Source organism: Microbacterium sp. NPDC003461 (assembly GCF_053588335.1).
The window spans coordinates 1-16,671 of record NZ_JBSFPT010000015.1 but is presented as its reverse complement, the minus strand read 5'-3'; the positions used below and the strand labels follow the sequence as shown (position 1 = coordinate 16,671).

16 protein-coding genes and 1 riboswitch are annotated in these 16,671 nt (G+C 72.2%); of the genes, 3 read left to right on the top strand and 13 right to left on the bottom strand.

What is annotated here, in order from left to right; all coding sequences use genetic code 11:
- The 9 genes from ACWDR7_RS07735 to ACWDR7_RS07695 form a co-directional block, all read right to left on the bottom strand.
- Nucleotides 1-1,086: an ABC transporter permease gene (locus ACWDR7_RS07735; protein ID WP_449854345.1), complete on the bottom strand. Its 1,086-nt coding sequence runs from the start codon at nt 1,084-1,086 to the stop codon at nt 1-3.
- 64 nt (nt 1,087-1,150) lie between these two features.
- Nucleotides 1,151-2,773, bottom strand: a complete 1,623-nt coding sequence (locus ACWDR7_RS07730; RefSeq protein WP_449854344.1) for an ABC transporter substrate-binding protein — start codon at nt 2,771-2,773, stop codon at nt 1,151-1,153.
- Nucleotides 2,774-3,029: 256 nt separating this feature from the next.
- Nucleotides 3,030-4,475, bottom strand: coding sequence for an MFS transporter (locus tag ACWDR7_RS07725; protein WP_449854343.1), 1,446 nt, complete (start codon nt 4,473-4,475; stop codon nt 3,030-3,032).
- A gap of 332 nt (nt 4,476-4,807) precedes the next feature.
- Complete coding sequence (locus ACWDR7_RS07720; RefSeq protein ID WP_449854342.1) at nt 4,808-5,161, bottom strand: Fe-S protein; 354 nt, start codon at nt 5,159-5,161, stop codon at nt 4,808-4,810.
- A 47-nt stretch (nt 5,162-5,208) separates the two neighbouring features.
- Nucleotides 5,209-5,682, bottom strand: a complete 474-nt coding sequence (gene ribH / locus ACWDR7_RS07715) for a 6,7-dimethyl-8-ribityllumazine synthase (RefSeq protein WP_449854341.1) — start codon at nt 5,680-5,682, stop codon at nt 5,209-5,211.
- Nucleotides 5,679-6,980: a GTP cyclohydrolase II gene (ribA, locus tag ACWDR7_RS07710; protein WP_449854390.1), complete on the bottom strand. Its 1,302-nt coding sequence runs from the start codon at nt 6,978-6,980 to the stop codon at nt 5,679-5,681. The genes ribH and ribA overlap by 4 nt, the downstream gene beginning before the upstream one ends.
- A gap of 14 nt (nt 6,981-6,994) precedes the next feature.
- Nucleotides 6,995-7,714: a riboflavin synthase gene (locus tag ACWDR7_RS07705; protein WP_449854340.1), complete on the bottom strand. Its 720-nt coding sequence runs from the start codon at nt 7,712-7,714 to the stop codon at nt 6,995-6,997.
- Nucleotides 7,714-8,751, bottom strand: coding sequence for a bifunctional diaminohydroxyphosphoribosylaminopyrimidine deaminase/5-amino-6-(5-phosphoribosylamino)uracil reductase RibD (gene ribD / locus ACWDR7_RS07700; RefSeq protein ID WP_449854339.1), 1,038 nt, complete (start codon nt 8,749-8,751; stop codon nt 7,714-7,716). The genes ACWDR7_RS07705 and ribD overlap by 1 nt, the downstream gene beginning before the upstream one ends.
- A gap of 65 nt (nt 8,752-8,816) precedes the next feature.
- Nucleotides 8,817-8,958, bottom strand: a riboswitch (FMN riboswitch).
- Nucleotides 8,959-9,003: 45 nt separating this feature from the next.
- On the bottom strand, nt 9,004-9,867 hold the full coding sequence (locus ACWDR7_RS07695; protein ID WP_449854338.1) for an Fpg/Nei family DNA glycosylase: 864 nt from the start codon (nt 9,865-9,867) through the stop codon (nt 9,004-9,006).
- A gap of 252 nt (nt 9,868-10,119) precedes the next feature.
- Here ACWDR7_RS07695 and ACWDR7_RS07690 point away from each other — a divergent pair, with 252 nt between their 5' ends.
- Nucleotides 10,120-10,962, top strand: a complete 843-nt coding sequence (locus tag ACWDR7_RS07690) for an endonuclease domain-containing protein (protein WP_449854337.1) — start codon at nt 10,120-10,122, stop codon at nt 10,960-10,962.
- A gap of 180 nt (nt 10,963-11,142) precedes the next feature.
- Nucleotides 11,143-11,658 (top strand): GNAT family N-acetyltransferase, encoded by a 516-nt coding sequence (locus ACWDR7_RS07685; protein WP_449854336.1) that lies wholly within the window; start codon nt 11,143-11,145, stop codon nt 11,656-11,658.
- Between the two features lies 1 nt (nt 11,659).
- On the opposite strand, the gene ACWDR7_RS07680 is transcribed toward ACWDR7_RS07685, so the two are convergent.
- The 4 genes from ACWDR7_RS07680 to ACWDR7_RS07665 form a co-directional block, all read right to left on the bottom strand.
- Nucleotides 11,660-12,220, bottom strand: coding sequence for a GNAT family N-acetyltransferase (locus ACWDR7_RS07680; protein WP_449854335.1), 561 nt, complete (start codon nt 12,218-12,220; stop codon nt 11,660-11,662).
- On the bottom strand, nt 12,220-13,227 hold the full coding sequence (trpS, locus tag ACWDR7_RS07675; protein ID WP_449854334.1) for a tryptophan--tRNA ligase: 1,008 nt from the start codon (nt 13,225-13,227) through the stop codon (nt 12,220-12,222). Before trpS ends, ACWDR7_RS07680 begins: the two co-directional genes overlap by 1 nt.
- Before the next feature lie 53 nt (nt 13,228-13,280).
- Complete coding sequence (locus tag ACWDR7_RS07670) at nt 13,281-14,180, bottom strand: exodeoxyribonuclease III (protein ID WP_449854333.1); 900 nt, start codon at nt 14,178-14,180, stop codon at nt 13,281-13,283.
- A 61-nt stretch (nt 14,181-14,241) separates the two neighbouring features.
- Entirely contained in the window at nt 14,242-14,781 is a 540-nt protein-coding gene (locus ACWDR7_RS07665) for a TetR/AcrR family transcriptional regulator (RefSeq protein ID WP_449854332.1), read from the bottom strand.
- 111 nt (nt 14,782-14,892) lie between these two features.
- Between ACWDR7_RS07665 and ACWDR7_RS07660 the strand changes: the two genes are divergently transcribed.
- Nucleotides 14,893-16,419, top strand: coding sequence for an MFS transporter (locus tag ACWDR7_RS07660; RefSeq protein WP_449854331.1), 1,527 nt, complete (start codon nt 14,893-14,895; stop codon nt 16,417-16,419).
- Nucleotides 16,420-16,671: the final 252 nt, after the last annotated feature.

The following is a 16,671-nucleotide window of genomic DNA, read 5'->3' as shown; positions in this document are numbered from 1 at the left end:
TCAGTACCTCACCCTCGGGTCGATGAACGCCGCGATGATGTCGACGATGAAGTTGGTCAGGGCCACGATGACGGCCAGCAGCGCCACGATGCCCTGCACGGCCACGTAATCGCGCGCCTTCAGGTACTCGCTGAGCTGGTAGCCCAGGCCCATCCACTCGAAGGTGGTCTCGGTGAGCACCGCGCCGCCCAGCAGCATGGCGATCTGCAGGCCGATGACCGTGATGATCGGGATGAGCGCGGGCTTGTAGGCGTGCTTGCGCACGAGGCGGTACTCGCTGATGCCGCGCGAGCGCGCGGCGTCGACGTAGGGCATCGCCAGGGTGCCGATGACGTTGGTGCGCACGAGGCGCAGGAACACGCCGGCGGTGAGCAGGCCCAGCGCGATGCCCGGCAGGATCGCGTGCTGCAGCACGTCGCCGATGATCGCGGGGTTGCCCGTGCGGATCGCGTCGATCGTGAAGATCCCGGTCGATCCCTCCAGGCGGTTCAGCTGCAGCTCGATGCGCGGCGAGGCGCGGCCCGACGAGGGCAGCACGCCCAGCCACACCGAGAAGACGAGCTTCAGGATGAGGCCGGCGAAGAAGACGGGGGTGGCGTAGCAGAGGATGGCGAACACGCGCAGCACGGCGTCGCCCCAGCGGTCGCGCAGGGCCGCGGCGAGCATGCCGAGCGGGATGCCGACGACGAAGGCGACGATGAGGGCGTAGAAGGCCAGCTCGAGCGTCGCGCCGCCGTAGCGCAGCAGCACGCCCACGACGGGCTGGCCGTCGAGCGTCGTGCCGAAGTCGCCGCGGAAGATCTGGCCCAGGTACTCGAGGTACTGGATGATGAGCGGCCGGTTGTAGCCGGCGGCCTCGATGCGCTCCGCGAGCTGGGCCGGCGTGAGCTGACCGCCCAGCGCGGCCGTGATCGGATCGCCCGTCACCCGCATCATGAGGAAGACCGTCGTGACGAGGATGAAGATCGTCGGGAAGATCAGCAGGAAGCGGATGAGGACGTATCGCCAGAGCGTCGCCCCGCCGCGCGCGCCCTTGCGGGCGACGGCGGGAACGGCCTCGGGCGGAGCCGTTGCGGTGTCTGCCACGGGGGAATCCTAGTCGTGGGGAGGGGGCGGTCCCGTACCGGGACCGCCCCCTCGTGAGCGTGGATCAGCGGGTGATCGAGGCCATGCGGAGCTTGAACGAGGCGTCGAGGACGATGCCGTCGACGTCCGCCGCGCTCACCGCGACCTGGGCGCCCTGCAGGTAGGGCACCGTCGAGAGGTCCTCGGCCACGAGCTGCTGGATCTGCTCGATGAGCGCCTCGCGCTCGGCCGCGTCCGGCGTCGACGCCTGCTGCAGGATGAGGTCGTTGACCTCCTGGTCGTCGTAGTGGTTGACGAGGAAGTTCTCCTGCAGGAAGAACGGCGTCAGGTAGTTGTCGGCGTCGGAGTAGTCCGGGAACCAGCCCAGCTGGTACGCGGGGTAGACGTCGTTGACGCGGTCGTCCGAGTACTGCGTCCACTCCGTGCCGGCCAGCGTCACGTCGAACAGGCCGTCGGCCTCGAGCTGCTGCTCGATGAGCGCGTACTCGTCGGCCGAGCTCGGGCCATAGTGGTCGGGGCTGTACTGCAGCGCCAGCGGCACGGGCGTCTCGACGCCCGCGTCGGCCAGGAACTGGGCCGCCGCCTCGGCCGAGGGGCCGCCCTCGCCGTCGCCGTACAGCTCCTTCAGCGGCTCGGCCGCGCCGGCGAAGCCCTGCGGCACGTACGAGTACAGCGGGGTGTAGGTGCCGTCGTAGACGTCCTCGCTGAGGGCCTCGCGGTCGATCAGCGACGCGACCGCCTGGCGCACGGCGAGCGCCATGGCGGGGTCGGCCTCGTCGGTCGCGGCGCCGTAGGGCTGCGTGTTGAAGTTGAACACGATGTAGCGGATCTCGCCGCCGGGGCCCTCGTGGACCGTGAGGCTGTCGTCGCCCGAGAGGTCGGCGACGTCGCTGGCCGACAGGCTGCGGTAGGCCACGTCGACCTCGCCCTCCTGCACGGCGAGCTTCAGGTTCGACGACTCGGCGTAGTAGTTGATGATGACGCCCTCGTTCGCGGCGGCGTCGTGCAGACCCTGGTAGTTCTCGTTCGGGGTCAGCTCGACGAGCTCGTTGAACGTGTAGTCGGCGATCGCGTACGGGCCGCCGAAGGCGTTGGCCTCCACGATGTCCTCGTCGGGCGTGACGGCGTCGGCCGCGAACGTCTCCTCGTCGACGATCGCGCCGGGGAACGACGTGAGGACCATGGGGAAGGTCTGGTCGTTCTCGCTCTTGAGGTGGAACACGACGGTCGTCTCGTCGGGAGCCTCGACCGAGTCGAGGTTGAACAGCAGCGACGACGGCCCGTTCGGGTCGGCGATGGCGAGCTGGCGGTCGAACGTGAACTTCACGTCGCTCGAGGTGAGGTCGTTGCCGTTGGCCCACTGCAGGCCCTCGGGCAGCGTCACCGTGTACTCGGTGGGGCCGGTGAACTCGGCGGTCTCGGCGAGGTCGGGCACGACGTCCGTGCTGTTCTCGGCCGTGTTGACGAGGTACGGGAACACCTGCGTCTGCAGCGTGAGCGATCCGTTGTCGTACGAGCCGGCGGGGTCGAGGTGGGTGACGGAGTCGGTGGTGCCGACGAGGATCACGTTGTCGCCCGCGCCGCCGCCGTCGGTCGCTCCGCCGGCGCAGCCCGCGAGGGCGAGCACGGCCACGGTCGGGAGGGCGACGGCCACGGCGCGCGTGCGCGCCTTGTGGGGGAGTGTCATGCGGTGTCCGCTTTCTTGTCAGGACGGCTGTGTCTTGCTGCGACCCGCGGCGGGTTGCGGGTCAGCGCGCCGCGGGAACGGCGCGCGTGTGAGCGATCCTCCCACATGCCCGGGCATGCCATGGCCCTCCGCGTCACTTTCGACACACGCCCGAAACCTCGCGTTACGCGCCCGAGACGCGGGGCCAGTCGGCGAGGCGGGAGACGACGAGCACCCCCTGTCCAGAGGCAGGGGGTGCTCGCGAAACGTGAGCGGATCAGAGCATCGCGGCTTCCTTGGCGGCGAGCCGCGCGCCCTCGTCGCCCTCGTCGGTCACGCCGTCGCCGTCGATGTCGACGTCCTTGGTCTCCTTGCCGAGGATGAGCGCGATGAGCGTCAGCACGCCCGAGGCCGACAGGTAGACGCCGACCAGCCACGGGTTGCCGTCGCCGACGCTCCACAGCCACAGCGCCACGATCGGCGCGAGCGCGGCGCCGAGGATCGACGACACGTTGTAGGCCACCGCCGATCCGGTGTACCGCACGTTGGTCGGGAACAGCTCGGGCAGCAGGGCGCCCATCGGCCCGAAGGTCATGCCCATGAGCAGGAAGCCGAACACGAGGAACGCCTGCGTGAGCGCGCCCGTGAAGAGCGGATCGCCCTGCGGCAGCAGGAACACCGGGAACAGCAGGCCGAGCCCGATGATGAACGACGTCACCCAGATGAGCAGCTTGCGGCGGCCGATCGCGTCGGCCAGCGGGCCGGACGCGAGGGTGCAGATGCCGAAGAAGATGACGCCGATGATCTGCATGAGCACGAAGTGCGTGTACGTGAAGCCGAGGCCCGGGACGAACGTCGCGGGGTCGGCGCCCTCCGGCAGCGTCTGCGCGCGCGTGCCGTACGACAGCGTGAACGTCGTCATCAGGTAGAAGAGCACGTAGGTCGCGAGCATGAAGAAGGTGCCGAGGATCAGCTGCCGCCAGTGCCGGCGGAACACGTAGCCGATCGGCGCCTTCTGGATCTGGCCCTTCGCCGCGGCCTTCGTGAACGCGTCGGACTCCACGAGCTTCAACCGCACCCACAGGCCGACGATGACCATGACGGCCGAGAACAGGAACGGGATGCGCCAGCCCCAGCTGAGGAACGCCTCGCTCGCGCCGCCGTCCTCGCCGGGCATCGCGAAGCTGATGAGCAGGAAGATCGAGTTGGCGATGATGAAGCCGATGGGCGCGCCCAGCTGCGGGAACGTGCCGTACAGCGCGCGCTTGCCCTTGGGGGCGTTCTCCGTGGCGACGAGGGCCGCGCCCGACCACTCGCCGCCGAGCGCGAAGCCCTGGGCGAGCCGGCAGATCAGCAGCAGGAACGCCGCCCACGCGCCGATCTCGTTGTGGGTGGGCAGGCAGCCGATGAGGAACGTCGCGATGCCCATCGTCAGCAGCGAGGCGACGAGGGTGCCCTTGCGCCCGATGCGGTCGCCGAAGTGGCCGAAGACGACCGCGCCGATCGGCCGGGCGACCATGGCGGCGCCGTAGGTCGCGAACGACAGCAGGAGCGCCGTGGTCGGGTTGCCGCTGGGGAAGAAGAGGATCGGGAACACGAGCACGGCCGCCGTGGCGTACGCGTAGAAGTCGTAGAACTCGATCGTGGTGCCGACGAGGCTGGCCGTGATCACGCGTCCGCGTGAGTTGGCCGGCTTCGGATCGGTGGGTGCTGTGGACGTCATGGTGCCTTCTGGAACAGAGCGGGAGGACGCTTCGCGGTGCGCGGCGGGGATGCGCGGCGCGCCGCGTGCTCGGGGTGCCGGCCGGGTCTCCGCGGGGTCGTGCGGTGGCCCTCCGGCTCGTCGGGTGCGCCGCGGATGAGCGGGGCACAAACGACGATTCTACGCGCGTGAGTGAGCATTCTGCGCACCGGCGCACGTCACGGCGCGCTCCGGGCGCGTCGGAACCGCGAGTGCGAACACCCCCGCCGATCACAATGATCAACGGGGGTGTCGGCGCGATGCGAAATGCTCTCGCTGCGCGGGTGTCGCGCGGCGGAGTGCGCGACGCGCCGTCAGCGCCAGATGAGGGCGAGGCCCGCGTTCAGCAGCGTGAGGCCGCCGATCAGCCAGAACACCCATGACGGCAGCGGCGTGCCCTTCTTCGCGCGGCTCGTGCTGATGCCCACGAGCGCGCCGATGACGAGGAGCACGACGAGCTTGATGCCGATCTTCACGTAGTTGAGGTCGTGGTCGAGCCCCCACGGCGCCGCGAGCGCGAGCCCGGCGACGCCGGCGACGAGCACACCGAGGTCCATGAGGCGCGTGGCCTGGTAGCGCCGCGAGGCCGCCTCGACGACCCAGGCGCCGAACAGGATCGCAAAGCCGACGAGGTGGACGAGCAGGACGACGTTCCGCAGGATCTCCATGACTTCTACCCTATGTAGAGAAACCCTCGCCGTCGAGCCCGATCCGCTCAGCCGCGCAGGGTGCGGAGGGTGAGGGCCGTGCGCAGGGCCGCGTCGGCGGCCTCGGCGCCCTTGTCCTCCTTCGAGCCGGGCAGGCCGGCCCGATCCAGGCCCTGCTGCTCGTCGTCCAGCGTGAGCACGCCGAAGCCCACGGGCTTGCCCGTGTCGAGCGCCACGCGCGTGAGCCCGTCGGTGGCGGCCGACGAGACGAACTCGAAGTGCGGCGTGCCGCCGCGGATGATCACGCCGAGCGCCACGACGGCGTCCGCGCCCGCCTCGAGCGCCGCCTTCGCGACGACCGGCAGCTCGAACGATCCCGCCACGCGTACGAGCCGGTGGCTCGCGCCCGCCGCGTCGAGCGTGCGCCGCGCGCCCGCGATCAGCCCCTCCGAGATCTCCTCGTGCCAGGTGCCCGCGACGATGACGACGTCCAGGCCCTCCCCGTCGATCCGCTCCCGCTCGGGTGCGCCCTTTCCGCTCACTTCGTCTCTCCCGTCTGGACGGCGCTCTCGTCCGCCTGCATCTGCGCGACCGCGGCGGCCAGCTCCGCCTCGCCGATGATGTGGCCCATGCGGTCGCGCTTGGTCTCGAGGTACTGGTGGTTGTTCGGGCCGACGCCCACGATGAGCGGCACCTGCTCGACCACGTCGAGGCCGAAGCCGCGCAGCTGCCGCACCTTGTCGGTGTTGTTGGTGAGCAGCCGGATGCGCGCGACGCCGAGGTCGCCGAGGATGCCCGCCGCGGCGGCGTAGTCGCGGGCGTCGGCCGGCAGGCCCAGCGCCGTGTTGGCGTCGACGGTGTCGAGGCCCTCCTCCTGCAGCGCGTACGCGCGGAGCTTGTTGATGAGCCCGATGCCGCGGCCCTCGTGGCCGCGCATGTAGATGACGACGCCGCCGTCCTGCTCGATGGCGTCGAGGGCGGCGTCGAGCTGCGGGCCGCACTCGCACTTGAGCGATCCGAACGCCTCGCCCGTGAGGCACTCCGAGTGCACGCGGACGAGCGGGGTGGGGTTCGCCGTGAGGTCGCCCGAGACGATGGCCAGGTGATCCGTGCCCGTGAGACGGTCCTTGTACGCGAGGAACCGGAACGTGCCGTGCGAGGTGGGCACGAGGGCGTCGGCGCGCAGGCTCACGGCGCGGCGGACGACGGGCGCCTCGGCGCCGTCGCGCGGGTCGACGTCGTCGAGGTGGGCGACGAGCTGCTCGATCGTGATGACGGGGATGCCCTCGCGCGCGCCCATCTCGACGAGGCCGGGCAGGCGCATCATGCTGCCGTCCTCGGCGACGACCTCGGCGATCACGCCGACGGGCTGCAGCTCCGCGAGCCGCATGAGGTCGACGGCGGCCTCGGTGTGGCCACCGCGCTGGCGCACGCCGCCCGGCACCGCCCGCAGCGGCAGGATGTGCCCGGGGCGGATGACGTCGGTGGGGGCGGCGTCGGGATCGGCCAGCACGTTGAGCGTGCGGGCGCGGTCGGCGGCGCTGATGCCGGTCGTCACGCCCGAGGCGGCGTCCACGCTCACGGTGTACGCCGTGCCGCGCGCGTCCTCGTTGTTCGTGACCATGGGAGGCAGGTCGAGACGGTCGGCCCAGTCCTGCGGCATCGGGGCGCACAGGTAGCCGGAGGTGTAGCGCACCGTCCACGCGATCCACTCCGGCGTGGCCAGCTGCGCCGAGAGGATGACGTCGCCCTCGTTCTCGCGATCCGCGTCGTCGGCGACGATCACGGGGCGGCCGGCGCGCAGGGCGTCGAGCGCCTCGTCGATCGTGGCCAGGGGCAGGGGGGTGGTCAGGCTCATCGGGAGCCTCCTTCGAAGGGTGCGGAGAGGATCGAATAGTCGGCCGGCGGCACGTCGGTCGTGCTGAAGGCGCTGTCGGGGCGCCGCCAGGTCGGGTCGGGCGCGGGCGCGGCGCGGAAGGCCATGAGTCGCTGCACGTGGCGCGCGAGGATGTCGGTCTCCAGGTTCACGGCGTGCCCGGGCGCGAGCGCGCCGAGCGTCGTGGCCTGCAGCGTCTCGGGGATGAGCGACACCTCGAACCAGGGCGCGGCGGCGCCCGCCGGGCTCACGGCGCTCACCGTGAGCGAGGTGCCGTCGACGGCGATCGAGCCCTTGTCGACGACGAGCGGCGCGAGGTGGGCGGGCATCCCGACGCGGATCACGCGCCACTGCGCGCCGTGGCGCACCTCGGCGACGGTGCCCGTGCCGTCGATGTGGCCCTGCACGATGTGGCCGCCGAGGCGCCCGCCCGCCGCCGTCGCGCGCTCGATGTTGACCCGCGACCCGGGGGCGAGCAGGCCCAGCGTCGACATGTCGAGCGTCTGCCGCATGACGTCGGCCGTGAAACCGCGCGCGTCCCACGCCACCACGGTGAGGCACACGCCGCTCACGGCGATCGAGTCGCCGTGGCGCACGCCCTCGACGGCCCGCGGCGCGATGACGCTCAGGCGCACGCCGTCGCCCGACGGCTCGATGGCGGCGATCTCGCCGATCTCCTCGATGATCCCGGTGAACATCAGCTGTCTCCCTCGTGCAGGCGGGCTTCGTACAGGACGTCGGCGCCGAGCGGCACCGTGCGGTCGACGACGAGGCGGCGGGCGCCGCCGATCGTCGCCACGCCGATGTCGTCGAGCGCCGTGCGCGGGCCGCCCAGCAGCACCGGCGCCACGTACACGAGCACCCGGTCGGCCAGGCCGGCGCGCAGGAACGCGCTGGCGAGCGTCGGCCCGCCCTCGACGAAGACGCGGTGCAGGCCGCGCTCGCGCAGATCGGCGAGGACGGCGGCCAGATCGTGCGTGGCGTACGCGAGCGGCTCGCCGCCCGGCGCGATGGCGGGGTGGCGGCGCACGGCGGCGTCCGGCGGGATCGGGCGGGAGCCGATCACGACGGGCACCGGCTGGTGCGGGGCGAGCGCGCCGTCGATGCGCGCGGTGAGCTGGGGGTCGTCGGCGAGCAGCGTGCCGGTGCCCACGACGATCGCGTCGGCCTCGGCGCGGCGGCGGTGCACGTCGGCGCGGGCCTCGGGGCCGGTGATCCACTGGCTCGTGCCGTCGGCCGCCGCGGCGCGGCCGTCGAGGCTCTGCGCCCACTTCACGGTGACGTGGGGGCGGCCGAGGCGCATCGCGGCGATCCAGGGGGTCAGGAGCGCGCCGGCCTCGTCGGCCAGCAGGCCGCCCTCGGCGTCGATGCCCACGGCGCGCAGGCGCTCGGCGCCGCCGCCCGAGGCGGCGCCCGGATCGGCGACGGCGTAGACGACGCGCGCCACGCCCGCCGCGATGAGCGCCTCGGCGCACGGGCCGGTGAGCCCGGTGTGGTTGCAGGGCTCGAGGGTCACGACGGCGGTGGCGCCGCGGGCCGCGCCCTCGGGCAGCTGCGAGAGCGCGTCGACCTCGGCGTGGGCGGTGCCGGCGCCGCGGTGCCAGCCCTCGGCGAGCGGCTCGCCGGCGGGGGAGAGGATGACCGCTCCGACCTGCGGGTTGCGGCTGCGGGGGCCGCGGGTGGCCAGCTCGAGCGCGCGCGCCATCGCGCGCCGCTCCGCCTCGCTGAATGCCATCCGATCCTCCGGTCCTGGGCGCCCGGGGTCGTCGAACGGCGTCGCGCGGTCAGGCCGCGCTCGCCGCGTGCTTCCTCTCATCCGGACTCGCAGGCTGCGCCTGCATCACCGTCGGTCCCGGAATTCCACCGGATCGGCCTCGGGATCGCTCCCTCGGTTCGCGGACTGTCACCGCCGGTTCGGATTCTCACCGACCCCGGAGCACGTGTGCTCTCTCAGCCTAGTCAACGCGCGGGGCACCGGCGTATTCCGTCACTTCAGCAGCCGCGAGAGCCGCCGATCCGCCAGGGGCTTTCCGCCCGTCTGGCAGGTGGGGCAGTACTCCAGGGATCGATCGGCGAAGAAGACCGAGCGCACGGTGTCGCCGCACACGGGGCACGGCTGCCCGGCGCGGGCGTGCACGGCCATGCCGCGGCGCTTCGCGTCCTTGAGCTCGGCGGGCGGCTTGCCCGATGCCGCCGCGACGGCCTCCGTGAGCACGGCGCGCATCGCGGCGTAGAGGCGCGAGACGTCGTCGGCGCCGAGCGTGGCGGCGATCGCGTACGGCGACATGCGCGCGGCGTGCAGGATCTCGTCGGAGTACGCGTTCCCGATCCCCGCGATCACGGACTGGTCGCGCAGCAGCCCCTTGATCTGCGTGCGGCGGCCGGCGAGCGTGCGGGCGAAGGCCTCCTCGGTGAACGCCGCGCCCAGCGGATCCGGCCCGAGGCGCGCGATGCCCGGCACCTCCGCCGGGTCGCGCACGACGTACACGGCGAGCGACTTCTTCGTGCCCGCCTCGGTGAGGTCGAAGCCCGAGCCATCGTCGAAGCCGACGCGCAGCGCGATGGGCGAGCGGCCCGGCTTGATGACGGTGGCCGGCAGCTGCTCGGACCAGCGCAGCCAGCCGGCCTTGGCGAGGTGGAAGACGAGGTGCAGCCCGTCGCCCAGCGCGAGGTCGACGAACTTGCCGTGCCGCTCGGCGCCGGTCACGGTCGCACCGACGAGGGCGGTGATCGGCGGGTCGAAGGTCTTCAGCGCGGCGATCTGCGCCACCTGCGCCTTCGCGACGCGGAGCCCGGCGGCGCGCTCCCGCAGGAACCGCACCAGCCCCTCCACCTCGGGCATCTCCGGCATGCGGCCATCCTGCCACCACCCTCCGACGCGCGGGCGGGGGTTGCGCGTCGAGGTCGCCGTGCGCGCTCACCTGCACAACGAAGGAAACGCGGCGCCTCGCGACCCGTGGAGGCGCAGAACCTGCGGCTTTCACGCGGTTCTTCCTTCGTTGTGCAGCTCTGCAGCCCTCCACAGGGACAGGGATGGCGGTGCAGCGCGGGGCAGGTTGTGGGTAAGCGGATGCGAGGGGGTGCGACGGGGCATCGTCGAGGCATGTCCTGGTACCCGGCTGATGTCGCGTGGAGCTATCGGCAGCTCCGCGATGGCGGCATGACGAGGACCGACATCGAGAACGCGCTCGCGACGGGCAGGCTGTTCCGTGCCCGGCGGAACGTGTACCTCGCGGGGGACACCGCCGACGACCTCAAGTCGGCCGCGCGAGTCGGCGGTCGGCTCGATTGCCTCTCGGCGCTGCGGGTCATGGGGGTGTTCGTCCAGGAGCACGAACAGCTGCACGTTCAGATCGAAGCGAATCGCAAGCACCTGCGCTCGCCGCGGTCGAGGCGGGTACGTCTCAAGGATCGCCACGGCGTGCGGGTCCACTGGCGCCGGGTGCAGGCGCCGGATGACGTCCTCGTTGTCGACCCGGTCGAGGCGCTGATTCTTGCCAGCCGGTGTCAGCCGCCGCGGTCGATGATCGCGACGCTCGACTCCGCGCTTCATCAGGGGATCGTGACGTCGGAGGATCTCGACGACGTGTTCGCGGCGCTGCCGGGACACTTCGGAGTCCTGCGCAGGCTCGTGGACAGCCGGGCGGAGTCCGGGCCGGAGTCCCTCGCGCGGCTGGAGCTGAGAGGCGCGGGCTGGCACGTGGCGGTGCAGCAGTGGATCGACGGAGTCGGACGCACCGACCTCGTCGTCGAGCGGCGGGTCATCGTCGAATGCGACAGCCGCGAGCATCACTCGGGGTGGGAAGCGCAGGAGCGCGACAGGGCGCGAGACCTGGCGGCCGCCGAGCGCGGCTTCGCCACGGTCAGGCCGACCGCGCGGATGATCTTCGACGATGTCGGCGACATACGGCGAGCAGTGGCGGGGCTGCTCGCTGCGCCGTTCTGAGGCACATCCGCCCCGTGCTGCGGCTCCTGCTCTCACCGCCGGACTGCACAACGAAGGAAAGAGCCGGCCCATCCTCGACGGAAACCCCGTCCTGGGCGCCGCGAAGCGGCGGTCTTCCTTCGTTGTGCAGAAGGCGAGGCAGAGAGGATCCGCGGGGCGGTGCCGGGATATCGTGGCGGGATGGTGGATCGCCGGTGCCCGGAGGCGACGGAGCGGCTGCGGTTCCGGGAGCTCGAGGAGTCGGACCTCGACGACATGGCCGCCCTGCTGGGCGATCCGGCCGTCATGGCGTTCTACCCGGCGCCGAAGACGCGCGACGAGGCGGCCGCGTGGATCGCCCGGTCCCGCGCGCGGTACGCCGAGCACGGCTTCGGGCTGTGGGCGGTCGAGACCCACGCCGGCGAGTTCGTGGGCGACTGCGGCCTCACGTGGCAGCAGGTGAACGGGCGGCGCGTGCTCGAGGTCGGCTACCACGTGCGCGCCGGCCTGCAGGGCCGCGGCTACGCGACCGAGGCCGCCCGCGCGTGCGTGGGCGAGGCGAGGCGCCGGTTCCCGACCGGCGTGCTCACGGCCATCATCCACCCCGAGAACACCGCGTCGCGCCGCGTGGCCGAGAAGCTCGGCATGACACACACCGAGGACGACCGCTCGCATCCGTGGATCGTCCGCACGGTGATGTCGATGCCGCTCGGCTGAATCAGATCGGCCAGGGCTGGGGCGTGCGCGGGTCGGTCGCGAGCAGGCCCGCGATGTGGCCGTCGCGACGGTCGCCCGTGGAGCCGATGCGGCCGAGGCCCAGGCGCAGCAGGCCCTCGTAGCGGAAGCCGAGCTTCTGGGCGATGCGGACCGAGGCCGGGTTGTCGGTGACCGCGCGCCACTCCACGCGCTGCAGCCGCATGGGGCCGAACGCGAAGTCGAGCACGGCGCGGGCGGCCTCCGTGAGGTAGCCGCGGCCGCGCGCCGGGGCAGCCATCCAGTAGCCGAGCTCGGCGGCGCCGTCGCGCACGCCGTGCAGCGCGATCATGCCCACGAGCACGCCGTCGGCGCGGATCGCCCACGTGCACTCGTCGCCGGTGGCCCACCACGCCGCGACGAGGTGGACGAAGGACTCCGCGTCGGTGCGCTGATAGGGCGAGGGGACGGTCGTGTAGCGCTGGATGTCGGGGTCCTGGCACGCCTCGTAGATCGCGTCGATGTCGTCGGTCGTCGGGGCGGACAGGACGAGGCGAGCGGTCTCGAGCTCGACGGGATCCGGCATCACCGGGCGCGCGGCAGCAGGCCGACCTTGTCGTACACGTCGGCGAGCGTGGCGTCGGCCACCGCCTCGGCCTTCGCGGCGTTCGCGGCGAGCACGCGGTCGAGCTCGGCGGGGTCGTCGAGCAGCTCGAGCGCGCGGGCGCGCACGGGCTCGAACTCCGCCACGACCACGTCGCGCAGGCCCTTCTTGAAGTCGCCGTACCCGCGGCCCGCGTACTCGTCCTCGATCGACGCGACGGGCCGGCCGGTGAGGGCCGCGTAGATGGTGAGCAGGTTGGACACGCCCGGCTTCGCCTCGCGGTCGAACCGCACGACGCCGTCGTTGTCGGTCACGGCGCGCATGATCTTCTTCGCCGTCACGTCGACCTCGTCGAGCAGCCACAGCACGCCCGCGTGCGACTCGGCGGACTTCGACATCTTCGCCGTGGGGTTCTGCAGGTCGTAGATGCGCGCGGTCTCCTTCTGGATGACCGGCTTCGGGATCGTGAAGGTGGTTCCGTAGCGCGCGTTGAAGCGCTCGGCCAGGTCGCGCGTGAGCTCGACGTGCTGCTTCTGGTCGTCGCCGACCGGCACGACGTCGGTCCGGTAGAGCAGGATGTCGGCGGCCATGAGGATCGGGTACGTGAACAGGCCGACGCTGGCGTTCTCGGCGCCCTGCTTCTGCGACTTGTCCTTGAACTGCGTCATCCGGCCGGCCTCGCCGAAGCCGGTGATCGTCGACAGGATCCACGCCAGCTCCGCGTGCGCGCGCACGTGCGACTGCACGTACAGCGTCGACTTCGACGGCTCGATGCCGGCCGCGATGTACTGCGCCGCGGTGCGGCGGGTCTTCTCGCGCAGCACCGCCGGGTCCTGCGGGGCCGTGATGGCGTGCAGGTCGACGACCGAGAAGAACGCGTCGTACTCGCTCTGCATCTCGCGCCACTGCAGCAGGGCCCCGATGTAGTTGCCGGCCTGGAGCGAGTCGGCCGAGGGCTGCATTCCGGAGTAGAGGCGCTGCTGAGTCACCGTTCGATCCTACGCCGCGCGGCGCCTCGGCCTCTCGCGCCGTGGGGCGCCGATCAGCCGATCGCGTAGTCCGCGACGACCGGGGAGTGATCGCTCCAGCGCGTGTCGTAGGACGGGGCGCGGTCGATGCGGTACGCCGTGGCGCGCTCGGCCAGCGCGGCGGTGGCGAGCTGGTAGTCGATGCGCCAGCCCGAGTCGTTGTCGAACGCCTTGCCGCGCATCGACCACCACGTGTAGGGCCCGTCGACCTCGCCGGCGAGGCGGCGGCCGATGTCGACCCAGCCGAGACCGGTGGCGCCGGCGCTGAAGGCGCGGGTGTCGCTCAGCTCGCCGACCATGCCGCGGCCCACGCCCTCCTGACCGAGGACGGGAGCGCCGGCGGGGGTGAGGATGCGGTCGAAGTAGGCCCGCTCGCGTGCGAGGAAGCCGGCCTTCTTGACGTTGCCCTTCCAGTTGCGGATGTCGAGCGGGCGGTGGCCGACGTTCAGATCGCCCGTGACGAGCGCGAGCGCGCCGTCGGCCGAGAGCTCGGACATGCGGCGCTCCATGGCGTCGAGGAACGCCCACTTCGGGTCCTGCTTGGCGGGCGTCTCGGCCTCGCCGGTGAAGACGTAGGCGCTGACGACCGTGAGCGTCTCGCCCCCGATCTCGAAGTCGGCCTCGATCCAGCGGCCGTTCGACTCGAGTCCGTCGTCGCCCAGCTCGACGCGCGAGATCGCGCACTCCTCGCGCGAGGCGATGGCCACGCCCGCGCGGCCCTTCTGCAGCGACGCGTCGGCGATCACGCGCCAGCCGGGCAGGGCCTCCTCGAGGTGCGCCAGCTCGCCGCGCACCTCCTGCAGCGTGACGATGTCGGGCGCCGCCTGCTCGAGCCATTCGCCCATGCCCTTGCGGGCGGCCGCCCGGATGCCGTTGACGTTGACGGAGGCGACGCGGAGGGAGCGAGAGGTCATGCTTCCACCCTAGGTCGGCCCTCCGACACCGCCCGAACCGGTCCCGGTGGGCGCGGACGGCTCAGCCCTCGCGCACCATGCGGGCGAGCTCGTCGAGCACCGCGCGCCGCCGTTCCGCGGGGAACGGCGCCTGCAGCGTCGCCTCATCGAGCCAGATGCCGTCGGCGGCGACGAGCGCCACCTGCTGGCGGACCGTCAGCTCGGCGACGTCGCCCACCCACCGATCCCGCAGTTCGCGCCAGCGTCGCACGTACCGCTCGTCGCGCGCGACGTCGACCATGACCATGAGGTCCGCCGTGGCGTCGAGGTCGGTGCCCGACTCGGCCGAGGCGAGCAGGAACGCGACGATCCGCTCCTCGCGCGTGGCCTCCTCGAACGGTGCGCCCAGGTGCCGCATCGCGTCGGCCTCCCACGCGTCGATGAGCTCCGCGATGACCGCCTCGATCAGGTCGTCCTTCGAGGGGAAGTGATACAGCACGCCGCCCTTCGTCTTGCCCGCCGCCTCGGCGACCGCCTCGAAGGTGAGCGCGCGCGTGCCCACCTGGGCGGCCAGGCGCAGGGCGGCCTGCACGACCTCCTGCTTGGCGCTGGGGCGGCTCATCGGGTCCCTCCTCCGGGCGCCTCCGGCCCGGACTCGCTGGCAGGCCACGTTACCGCGTGCTGCCCAGGATCCGCCCAGTTTCTATACTGACCGGACGGTACAGTAATCGTCATGAACACCGCGTCGATCGTCACCGTGCGCGCGGGCGCCCGCGAGTGGGTGGCACTCGTCGTGCTCACCCTCGCCGTCGTCCTGCTGGCGGTCGACGCCACGGTGCTCGCGCTGGCGGTGCCCGCCCTCACCGAGGCCCTGCAGCCCACGGCGGTCGAGATCCTCTGGATCGGCGACATCTACTCGTTCGCCATCGCGGGCCTGCTCGTCACGATGGGCAATGTCGCCGACCGCGTGGGGCGCAAGCGCCTGCTCATGATCGGCGCCGTGGCGTTCGGGCTCGCGTCGGTGCTCGGCGCGTTCGCCGCTTCCTCCGCCGTGCTCATCGCGGCGCGCGCCCTGCTCGGTGTCGCGGGCGCGACGATCATGCCGTCGACCCTCGCGATCATCCGCGACATGTTCCGCGACGACCGGCAGCGCACACAGGCGATCGCCGTGTGGTCGGTGGGCTTCACCGTCGGCTCGGCCGCCGGGCCCCTCATCGGCGGGGCGCTGCTGGAGCATTTCTGGTGGGGATCGGTCTTCCTCATCAACGTGCCGGTCATGATCCTCGTGGTCGGCCTGGGCGTGTTCCTGCTGCCCGAGTCGCGCAACCCGCGCCCCGGCCCCATCGACCTGTGGTCCGCGGCGCTGTCGATCCTCGCGATCGTGCCGGTCGTGTACGGGATCAAGCACGTCGCGAAGGGCGATCTCGGTGTGCTCACCTTCGCGGGCTTCGCGGTCGGCATCGCGGCCGGATGGGCGTTCGTGCGCCGGCAGCGGCGGCTCGCGCACCCGCTCGTCGACGTCGGGCTGTTCCGCAACCCGGCGTTCAGCGGCGCGATCGCGGCCAACGTGGTGTCGATCTTCGCCGCGGCCGGGCTGCTGTTCTTCTTCTCGCAGTACCTGCAGCTGGTGCGGCGGTTCTCGCCCCTGCGGGCCGGCATCGGCGAGCTGCCCATGGCGATCGGCGCCGTGGCGGTCGTCGGTGTGGTCGCGTTCCTCGTGGGTCGCTGGGGGCGCGGCAACGCGATGGCGGCGGGCCTGCTCGCCATGGCCGTCGGCCTGGGCGCGCTCGTGGCGGCCGAGGGACTGCCGGGATATGTCTGGCTGGCGCTCGCGCTCGTCGTGATCGGGATCGGGATGGGGCTCGCGGGCGCCGTGGCGACGGACGCGGTGGTCGGCGCCGTGCCGCGCGAGCGCGCGGGCGCGGCATCGTCGATCTCGGAGATGGGGATCGAGCTCGGCGTGGCGCTGGGCATCGCCGTGCTCGGATCGCTGCACACGGCCGTCTACCGCGCCGCGCTCGTGCTGCCGGACGGGATGCCCGACGCGGTGCGCGCGGCGGCGGGGGAGTCCCTGCCGCAGCTGGTTGATGCCGCGCACCGCGCGGGCGGTGCCGACGCGGCACTCGAGGCGGGCCGCGAGGCGTTCACGGTGGCCATGCAGTCGGCGACGGGCATCGCCGCGGTGCTGACGGCGGTGGCCGCGTTCATCGCGTGGCGCTTCGTCCCCTCCACCCGCGGCGCGGCCCCGACCGCCCACTGACGACGGTTGAAACTCCCCGCTTGCTGAACGAAGCGGAAGCGACCAGAGCGAGTCCACGAGGGTCGCGGTGGTCGCTTCATCTCCGCGGCTCCGCCGCTCCGTTCAGCAACCGATGGGTGTGACCGATTGGTGCAACCGGTCGGCAAGCCACCGCACAACCGGTCACTGTGCGAGCGCGTAGCGCGAGCGGGCCACCCGGCGCGCACGCCTGCCAGATGCCGCGCGATTCCCGCCGATCCGGCACGACCGATC

Coding starts and splice junctions, on each gene's coding strand:
- ribD (WP_449854339.1), bottom strand. CDS start 8,751: ATGGCATTCAGCGAGGCGGAGCGGCGCGCGATGGCGCGCGCGCTCGAG.
- ACWDR7_RS07680 (WP_449854335.1), bottom strand. CDS start 12,220: ATGCCGGATCCCGTCGAGCTCGAGACCGCTCGCCTCGTCCTGTCCGCC.
- ACWDR7_RS07685 (WP_449854336.1), top strand. CDS start 11,143: ATGGTGGATCGCCGGTGCCCGGAGGCGACGGAGCGGCTGCGGTTCCGG.
- ACWDR7_RS07705 (WP_449854340.1), bottom strand. CDS start 7,714: ATGTTCACCGGGATCATCGAGGAGATCGGCGAGATCGCCGCCATCGAG.
- ACWDR7_RS07720 (WP_449854342.1), bottom strand. CDS start 5,161: ATGGAGATCCTGCGGAACGTCGTCCTGCTCGTCCACCTCGTCGGCTTT.
- ACWDR7_RS07665 (WP_449854332.1), bottom strand. CDS start 14,781: ATGAGCCGCCCCAGCGCCAAGCAGGAGGTCGTGCAGGCCGCCCTGCGC.
- ACWDR7_RS07725 (WP_449854343.1), bottom strand. CDS start 4,475: ATGACGTCCACAGCACCCACCGATCCGAAGCCGGCCAACTCACGCGGA.
- ACWDR7_RS07670 (WP_449854333.1), bottom strand. CDS start 14,180: ATGACCTCTCGCTCCCTCCGCGTCGCCTCCGTCAACGTCAACGGCATC.
- ACWDR7_RS07730 (WP_449854344.1), bottom strand. CDS start 2,773: ATGACACTCCCCCACAAGGCGCGCACGCGCGCCGTGGCCGTCGCCCTC.
- ACWDR7_RS07690 (WP_449854337.1), top strand. CDS start 10,120: ATGTCCTGGTACCCGGCTGATGTCGCGTGGAGCTATCGGCAGCTCCGC.
- ACWDR7_RS07660 (WP_449854331.1), top strand. CDS start 14,893: ATGAACACCGCGTCGATCGTCACCGTGCGCGCGGGCGCCCGCGAGTGG.
- ACWDR7_RS07695 (WP_449854338.1), bottom strand. CDS start 9,867: ATGCCGGAGATGCCCGAGGTGGAGGGGCTGGTGCGGTTCCTGCGGGAG.